The sequence below is a fragment of the Clostridium sp. genome (assembly GCF_051650885.1).
Classification (GTDB): Bacteria; Bacillota; Clostridia; order Clostridiales; family Clostridiaceae; genus Clostridium.
This window is the reverse complement of sequence record NZ_JBOFRG010000205.1, coordinates 1-8289: the sequence shown is the minus strand read 5'-3', so window position 1 is coordinate 8289 and position 8289 is coordinate 1. Positions and strand designations below refer to the sequence as shown.

The window sequence follows — 8289 nt, the reverse complement described above, 5'->3', positions numbered from 1 at the left end:
AACTTCCGTAGGATTCATATTAATACTTATGGAAACGAATATGATTATATTACAAAGGAGATTTTATAAATGTTAGTTTTAAGCGTAGACTCCTCATCAAAATGTGCAACTTGTGCCTTAGTTGATGAAACAGGAGTTTTAGTAGAATATACTATAAATAATATGCGTGAGCATTCTGTTTTAATGATGCCCATGATTGAAAAAGTTTTAGAGGATACTAAAAAAACTATAAATGATGTTGATGGATTTGTAGTTTCTAAAGGACCTGGTTCTTTTACTGGTCTTAGAATTGGAATGGCCACAATAAAGGGGCTTAGCTTTGGTTCTAAAAAACCATATGTAAGTGTATCATCTTTAGATGGATTAGCTTTATCTTTAGCTCCATTTGACGGAATCATCTGTCCTATTATGGATGCCTTAAGAGATACAGTTTTTACAGCTTTCTATAAGTTTACTAATGGAAAGCTTGAAAGACTTATTGATTACACATCTTTTTCTTTAGAAGAACTTAAAGAAAATCTTGAAAAATTAAATGAAAAAGTTATTTTTACAGGGGATGGTGTTTTCAAACATAAAGCTTTCTTAGAAGAAAATATAAAAAATTCTTCCTTTGCTCCAAACAGTGTTAACTTAGTTAGAGCATCAACTATTGGAGAACTTGGTTTAAATCTTCTTAAAGAAGGAATTTGTGATTCTGATGATTCTTCTCCACTTTATTTAAAGCAACCTCAAGCTGTACGTGAATTAAATCAAAGGTTACAAATGAAAAATGAGCAATAATTTATTTATGGAAGAAAAACATCTTGATGATGTTCAAGAAATAAGTGAACTTAGTATAAGAAACTATTGGAGCAAAGAGGAATTATCTAAAGAAATTGATAATAAGCTTGCTAGATACTTTGTACATGAAGAAGATAACAGAATAGTTGGCTTTGTAGGTATTTGGGTTGTTTGTGATGAAGGGCAAATAACTAACGTTGCTGTTCACCCTGATTATAGAAGACGTGGTATAGCTAAAATGCTTATGACTAATATGATAAACCACTTAAAAACATTAGATTGTTCTATTATAACTTTAGAGGTTAGAAAATCTAATACTAAAGCATATGAGCTTTATACTTCTTTAGGCTTTACTGATGAAGGTCTTAGAAGAAGATTCTATAAAGATGGTGAAGATGCAATTATCATGTGGTACAGATATGAAGATTTTGAAGATTAAAATAAAAGCATGGGATTTTTCCCATGCTTTTTGTGTAATAAATATTTTAATGCTTTAACTAGCTAATTTTCTTTCTTTTTTCTTTTTTGTGCTAAATTCAATGTCAGCTTTAAATATTGATGTAGATAATTTCTTGTAAACTACATAAGTTAACCCACTAACTAATCCACCTTTTATTAAATTAAATGGAATTAATCCAAAGATTATATATTCTCTTAACTGTGCTCCTGACATTTTCATGTTGAATAATGGTAATAAGATATATATATTTGCTAATATTCCCACTACTATCATACAAAGAATTCCCACACTCATTCCTATAAGAGCGTTAGATTTTGTTTTATTTCTATGGTATATGATACTTGCTGGTAAGATTAATGATAATCCTACTATAAAGTCTGCAAGCTCTCCAACTCCACCTGTTGTACTTCCTGTTATAAACCCTAAAAGGCATTTTACAAACTCTAATATAATTCCTGCTAGTGGTCCAAAGACGAATGCTCCTATAAGGATTGGTAAATCACTTAAATCAATTTTAAGCCATGGTGCTATTGGAATTATAGGAATTTTTATAAATCCTAAGAAGAATGCCATTCCTATTAGAACTGCCCATTTCACCATTCTTTGAGTTTTGTCTTTTTTTCTTACATTTGCCATTTTATTTTCCTCCCCAAAAGTCATCTTCTTTGGGTAAGTTAAATTTAAAAAAGCCCTAAAACATTAGTTTTAGGGCGCAAGTATCAACATTAAATCTAACTTTACCTTCTTTCATCCAGACTATACTGTCGGCTTCGGAGTTACACCGAATCATGCTAAAACTTAGCTCGTGGGCTTTACCACCGGTGGGGAATCACGCCCCGCCCTGAAGATATTCATATTTTATTTACATCTTTATTTTATACTTTTGTTATTTTTGTGTCAATATTTTCTTTTTTAAATTTTCATTAATCTTTTTTAGGTGCTTTCATAGTTAAGCTTATTCTATTTCTTTTTGCATCTATTTCTAAAACCCAAACCTTAACTACATCTGAAACCTTAACTACATCAAGCGGATGTCTTACAAATCTATCTGCCATTTGGCTTTTATGAACTAATCCATCTTGGTGAACTCCAATATCTACAAATGCTCCAAAGTCTGAAACGTTTCTAACAGTTCCCATAAGCTCCATTCCTGGTTTTAAATCCTTAAGTTCTATAACACCTGTTTTTAATATTGGCTTTGGCATGTCATCTCTCATATCTCTTCCTGGTTTTTGAAGTTCTTTTATAATATCTGCTAATGTCATTTCTCCAACTTCTAAGTCAGTAGATAGTTTAGCTAAGCCTACCTTTTCTACTCTCTCATTAATATCAGTTAAAGCTTTATTTTTTAAGTCATCCATTGTATAACCTAAAACCTTTATAAGTTCTTCTGCAATTTTATATGATTCAGGGTGAACTGATGTGTTATCAAGTGGATTCTTACTTTCCATTACTCTTAAGAACCCTGCACATTGCTCATATGCTTTTTGCCCTAATCTTTTTACTTTTAGAAGTTCTTTTCTAGTTTTAAATTCACCATTTTCTTCTCTGTAAGCCACTATATTATCGGCTATACTACTGTTTACTCCTGATATATATGTTAAAAGACTTGGTGTTGCAGTATTTAAATCTACTCCAACCTTATTAACAGCATCTTCAACTACTCCAGTTAAGGATTCTGATAATTTCTTTTGAGTTACATCATGTTGATATTGCCCAACTCCAATAGCCTTAGGGTCTATCTTAACAAGTTCTGCAAGTGGGTCTTGCAGTCTTCTTCCTATTGATATAGCTCCTCTAACTGTAACGTCTAAATTAGGATATTCTTTAGTTGCAAGCTTAGATGCTGAATATACTGATGCTCCTGCTTCTGAAACTATAACGTATGATACTTCTCTTCCCTCTTCATTTTTTATTTCTTTAAGCATTTCACTTATAACTTCTTCTGATTCTCTTGAAGCTGTTCCATTTCCTAAAGAGATAACTTCTACATCATACTTTTTAATTAAAGCTTTCAAAGTTTTCTTAGTTCCTTCAATATCCTTCTTAGGAACTGTTGGATATACAGCAACATTATCTAAGAACTTTCCATTTCTATCTAAAATAGCAATCTTACATCCTGTTCTAAACCCTGGGTCATATCCCATTACAACTTTTCCTTTTATAGGTGCTTGAAGTAATAATGCTTTTAAGTTTTCTTTAAATATTTTAATAGCTCCCTCTTCACCTTTTTCAGTAAGCTCACTTCTTATTTCTCTTTCAATTGAAGGATATATTAATCTTTTTAAAGAATCTTTTATCGCCTCTTTTAAATATTCATCTGTAATACTATTTTTCTTTAAAACATAATTTTCTAAATAAGAAATTAACTTTCCTTCATTCATAGTTATTTTTACAGAAAGAATTTTTTCTTTTTCACCTCTGTTAATAGCCAGTATTCTATGAGGTGGTATCTTAAATACCTCTTCGCTATACTCATAATACATTTCATAAGGTGTTCTTTCATCACTAGAACCTTTAGTTTCAATTTTACCTTCTCTAAATGTAATTCCTCTTATCCACTTTCTATATTTAGCTTCATCAGATATAGCCTCTGCAATTATGTCTGATGCACCTTTTATAGCATCCTCTATTGATAGAACTGCCTTTTCTTCATCAATATACTTTGAAGCTTCTGCATTAAAGTCACCTTTAAAGCTTCCTGACATTATAGTTTCTGCTAAAGGCTCTAAACCTTTTTCCTTAGCAATTATAGCTCTTGTTCTTTTCTTTGCCTTATATGGTCTATAAAGGTCTTCTACCTCTGTTAATGTTTCTGCCTTTTCAATGCTTTTCTTAAGCTCATCATCAAGCTTCCCTTGTTCATCTATAAGTCTTATAACAGCAGTTTTTCTATCTTCTAAATTTCTTAAATAAACTAATCTCTCTTCTAAGTTTCTTAAAACCTCATCTGATAAACCATCAGTTTTTTCTTTTCTATATCTTGATATGAAAGGAACTGTATTTCCTTCATCTAACATTTCTATAACATTATTTATAATGCTTAACTTTAATCCAAGTTCTTTAGCTAATCTTTCATTTATATTCATTAAAAAACCTCCAACCTTTATTCTACTTTTTTATTATACCCTTTATTCCTTTCTTATCAATATTTTTTCTATTTATTTTCATTTTTCCTATTTTTTATAAATTATTTGTTATATAATTTAATTGGTAATATTTGTAAGTAAGGAGGACTATATGAATAAAATCATTCAAAAAACACTTTCATTAACACTTTTAATCCTTTTAACTCTTTTAATTTTTGATTACTTTAAAGTTATAGAGTTTGACAAAATTTTAAAGAACTCATTCACCTTTATAATAGTTATTTTTTCTATTATTTCAGCTATGTCTGTTATATTAAGCTCTTCTCCTGGGTTTATGAAATTTATAAATTACGTTATTATAGCATCTCTTTTACTTGGTGGTATTCTTATTATCATTAGTAATAAGCTTAATATATTTATCGCTATTTTTCTTTTATTTACTATTTCATATTCTCTAATCGATATGCTTTATAAAAATAATTAAATTTAGAAGTCTTAAAGTTACTTATCATTTATTAATTCATATTAATAGACTTTCTTTAATAAATATTAAAGAAACAATATTTTAGGAGAATTAATTATGTTAAAAAAACTTTATAGGCTTCTTTTTCTTTTGTCTTTAGGAATATTTATACTATTATCATTTGTTTACATACCACTTTATGATTTTAATAGTAATACCTTAAAAGAAAATATATCCTATTTATCCTCTGATAAAATTGCAGGGAGAATTTCTGGCTCAAAAGAAAATGAGTTAGTCTCTGATTCTCTTTCCTTAGAGCTTTCAAAGATGGGACTCTCTCCTTTAACTTCTAATGGAAGTTTTAAAGAAGGATTCACAATAACTGTTCCTTATAAAACTTCTGAAAATGGAGTTTTGCAAATTTTAAATAAAGATAATACTACTGTTGATTTTACTTACGGTGTTGATTTTAAGGAGGACTTATTAAATTTTAAAGAAAATAATATTACATTATCTAAAGAAGATAATTTAAAAATCCACAAAAATGCTTTAACCTTCAACAAAAATGGAGATTTATTTTTATTTTATATTACAGATGATTCTGACTTCAACTTTAGAAGCTCCTTTATACATGATTCATCTATATCCTTTTCTGTTGCATTAAAAAAAGAAGCCTTTGATAAAATTCTAAAGCTTCTTAATGAAGGATCTTCTCTTTATTGTAATCTACCTTATTCAACAAAGCTTACAGAGGTATATAATGTTGCAGGTAAAATTGAAGGTACAGACAAAGAAAAGGCACCTCTTATCTTATCAGCTCACTTTGACCACTTAGGTACAGACTGTTTAGATAATATTTACTGTGGTGCTTTAGACAATGCCTCAGGAACAGCCTTCTTATTTGAAACACTAAAGGTATTTTCTTCTTTAAATTTAAAACCAGATAGAGATATTATCTTTGTATTTCTAAATGCAGAAGAATTTGGACTTTTAGGCTCTGAGGCTTTTTCTGAAAAATATGCTTCATTAGTTTCTAACGCCCAAGTTATAAACTTTGATATGCTTGGTGCACCTAACACTCCACTTTCTATTGTAAGAGCTGAAAAATCTAAAGATATAGAATCTAAGAATTCTGAGTCCTTACAAAAGCTTTCTAAAAATCCTCTTAAATCCTCTTTTGAAGACTCTAGTGACCATGCTAGCTTTTCAAAAAAAGGTGCTGATGCATTAACTATTACACATTCAGATACAAGTAGAATTCACACCCCTAAAGATACAGTAGAACATATTTCCACTTCATCTTTAGATGAGGTATTTAAGCTAGTAAATAAAAAAATCATAAATCACTGTTATCCTACCTACAAAAGAATTTTATTAAATAATGGTATTTATCTTTTTTCTTTTTCTATTTGTTTAATTTATATTACTGGAAAAAATATTCAAAGATTTAAATATAAGAAATAAAACAAAAGCCTATCTTTCGCTAGATAGGCTTTTTCAAAAGGGTACTAAACTATATAAGGGGGATTAAATAGTTTCAGCGTTTATATAGTATATCTTATTCTTTTCTATTTAATTCTGCTACAATAAATTTATCTATTTCTCCATCCATAACAGCCTGAACATTTGAAGTTTCTTCTCCTGTTCTATGGTCTTTTACCATACTATATGGGTGGAATACATAGGAACGTATTTGACTTCCCCACCCCATGTCTTTAAGCTCCCCTGTTAAATCTTCTATTCTTTCCTTATGAGCTCTTTCCTTAAGCTCTATAAGCTTTGATTTAAGCATTTCCATAGCTGTATCTCTATTTGAGAATTGGCTTCTTTCATTTTGGCATTGAACAACTATTCCAGTTTTTAAGTGAGTTATTCTTACAGCAGATTCAGTTTTATTTACGTGCTGTCCACCTGCCCCACCAGCTCTAAAAGTATCAATTCTTAAATCATCTGGTCTTATTTCAATATCTTGCTCTTTTGTAAGCTGTGGAAGAACTTCTACTGATGCAAATGAGGTTTGTCTTTTACCATTTGCATTAAATGGTGATATTCTAACAAGTCTATGGATTCCCTTTTCTGCTTTTAAATATCCATAAGCAAATTCACCATAAATTTTTAATGTTGCACTTTTTATTCCTGCTTCATCACCTTGAAGTAAATCTACTGTTTCAATTCTGAAGCCATGATTTTCACACCATCTAGTGTACATTCTAAGTAGCATCTCAGTCCAATCATTAGCATCACTTCCACCAACTCCTACGTGTAGCGTAAGTATTGCATCATTTCTATCATATTCCCCTGATAAAAGTGTTTGTATTCTATATTTTTCTAATTCTTCTTCAAGAAAAGAAACTGATGTAATTATTTCATTAATAGATTCATCATCATCCTCTTCCATTAATTCCTTTAATACCTCAACATCTTCAAGTGTCCCTTTTATTTTATTGTAATTTTCTTTCTTATCTTTTAAAATTTTGCTTTCCTTTGTGGTTTCTTCTGCCTTTTTAATATTATCCCAAAAACCCGGAGTTTGCATAACTAAATCAAGCTCTTCAATCTTTTTATCTAAGCCTTCATTGTCAAAGTAAAGCCCCCATTTCTGTAATTTTTTCTTTTAGTGTAGTTACTTTAGCTAATGCTTTTTCTAAATCAACTCTCACTTTTACACCTCTTTCCTTTAAAAATAGCAGTGAGTTTTCCCCACTGCTATCATTTTACTATTTTTTAAACTTCTCTTCCACAGCAGTTTTTAAACTTTTTACCGCTTCCACATGGACATTTATCATTTCTTCCTGCAACTACTTCTTTTCTTACAGGCTCTTTTTTCTTAGGCTCTTCACTTCCATTTGAGCTTACATTTTGGTGTACTTCAGTTGTTTTTTCTACAACTCTTTCTCTTTCTGGAGCTTTTTCTAGTTGAACATGGAATAGGTATTTAACTGTATCTACTTTTATAGATTCAATCATTTCCTCAAACATTTCACTACCTTCCATTTGGTAAGCTTGAACTGGGTCTACTTGCTTGAATGCTCTAAGACCTATTCCTTGCTTTAAGTGATCCATTGCATCTATGTGATCCATCCATTTCATATCAACGCTTTTAAGAAGAACTACTCTTTCAATTTCTCTTATTCTTTCTTCTCCAAACTCTAACTCTTTTCCAGCATAAATTTCCGCTGCAATTGTTAATAGTTTTTCTTTTACTTCTTCAATTTCTAGATTTAATAAATCATCAATAGTTACTCTATTGCTTGGAATACATATTTCATCTAGATATATGATTAATTTTTTAAGTGCTTCTTCATAATCTTCTTCAACGCCTGCTAAATGATTTTCTGTTGCTGTGAAAACAACATCCTTTATCATTCCACTAACTTCTTCTCTTAAGTTTTCACCTTCAAGAACTTGTGATCTTTGCTTATAAATAACTTCTCTTTGCATATTCATAACATCATCATAACCTAAAAGATTTTTTCTTATGTCAAAGTTATGTCCTT

General features: G+C 30.0%; 8 protein-coding genes and 1 riboswitch. Of the genes, 4 read left to right on the top strand and 4 right to left on the bottom strand.

Translation table 11 applies throughout. From position 1 onward, the window contains the following. The first annotated feature begins 69 nt into the window (after window positions 1-69). Window positions 70-780, top strand: a complete 711-nt coding sequence (tsaB, locus tag ACRC28_RS09870; protein WP_438543283.1) for a tRNA (adenosine(37)-N6)-threonylcarbamoyltransferase complex dimerization subunit type 1 TsaB — start codon at window positions 70-72, stop codon at window positions 778-780. A gap of 7 nt (window positions 781-787) precedes the next feature. After that, window positions 788-1219: a ribosomal protein S18-alanine N-acetyltransferase gene (rimI, locus tag ACRC28_RS09865; RefSeq protein ID WP_438543282.1), complete on the top strand. Its 432-nt coding sequence runs from the start codon at window positions 788-790 to the stop codon at window positions 1217-1219. 54 nt (window positions 1220-1273) lie between these two features. Here the strand turns inward: rimI and ACRC28_RS09860 are convergent, their stop codons facing one another. Together ACRC28_RS09860 and ACRC28_RS09855 are read right to left on the bottom strand one after the other, a co-directional pair. Then, window positions 1274-1876 (bottom strand): ECF transporter S component, encoded by a 603-nt coding sequence (locus ACRC28_RS09860; protein WP_438543281.1) that lies wholly within the window; start codon window positions 1874-1876, stop codon window positions 1274-1276. Between the two features lie 99 nt (window positions 1877-1975). Then, a riboswitch (FMN riboswitch) is annotated at window positions 1976-2093 on the bottom strand. A gap of 70 nt (window positions 2094-2163) precedes the next feature. Beyond that, on the bottom strand, window positions 2164-4329 hold the full coding sequence (locus tag ACRC28_RS09855; protein WP_438543280.1) for a Tex family protein: 2166 nt from the start codon (window positions 4327-4329) through the stop codon (window positions 2164-2166). Window positions 4330-4480: 151 nt separating this feature from the next. On the opposite strand from ACRC28_RS09855, the gene ACRC28_RS09850 reads away from it, so the two are divergent. Together ACRC28_RS09850 and ACRC28_RS09845 are read left to right on the top strand one after the other, a co-directional pair. Next, a complete protein-coding gene (locus tag ACRC28_RS09850) occupies window positions 4481-4813 on the top strand; it encodes a hypothetical protein (protein ID WP_438543279.1) in 333 nt (110 codons plus the stop codon). Between the two features lie 96 nt (window positions 4814-4909). After that, the gene (locus ACRC28_RS09845; protein ID WP_438543278.1) at window positions 4910-6256 is read left to right on the top strand and encodes a M28 family metallopeptidase; all 1347 of its coding nucleotides are present in this window, start codon (window positions 4910-4912) and stop codon (window positions 6254-6256) included. A 94-nt stretch (window positions 6257-6350) separates the two neighbouring features. On the opposite strand, the gene prfB is transcribed toward ACRC28_RS09845, so the two are convergent. Together prfB and ACRC28_RS09835 are read right to left on the bottom strand one after the other, a co-directional pair. Further along, window positions 6351-7452, bottom strand: a protein-coding gene (prfB, locus tag ACRC28_RS09840) for a peptide chain release factor 2 (protein ID WP_438543277.1) whose coding sequence is annotated in 2 segments (ribosomal slippage) — window positions 6351-7385 and window positions 7387-7452 — 1101 coding nt in all. Because the reading frame shifts where the segments join, the coding sequence is not laid out codon by codon here. A gap of 64 nt (window positions 7453-7516) precedes the next feature. Continuing rightward, the coding region (locus tag ACRC28_RS09835) for an SEC-C metal-binding domain-containing protein (protein ID WP_438543276.1) at window positions 7517-8289 on the bottom strand (773 nt) is incomplete at its 5' end.

Coding starts and splice junctions, on each gene's coding strand:
- tsaB (WP_438543283.1), top strand. CDS start 70: ATGTTAGTTTTAAGCGTAGACTCCTCATCAAAATGTGCAACTTGTGCC.
- rimI (WP_438543282.1), top strand. CDS start 788: ATGGAAGAAAAACATCTTGATGATGTTCAAGAAATAAGTGAACTTAGT.
- ACRC28_RS09860 (WP_438543281.1), bottom strand. CDS start 1,876: ATGGCAAATGTAAGAAAAAAAGACAAAACTCAAAGAATGGTGAAATGG.
- ACRC28_RS09855 (WP_438543280.1), bottom strand. CDS start 4,329: ATGAATATAAATGAAAGATTAGCTAAAGAACTTGGATTAAAGTTAAGC.
- ACRC28_RS09850 (WP_438543279.1), top strand. CDS start 4,481: ATGAATAAAATCATTCAAAAAACACTTTCATTAACACTTTTAATCCTT.
- ACRC28_RS09845 (WP_438543278.1), top strand. CDS start 4,910: ATGTTAAAAAAACTTTATAGGCTTCTTTTTCTTTTGTCTTTAGGAATA.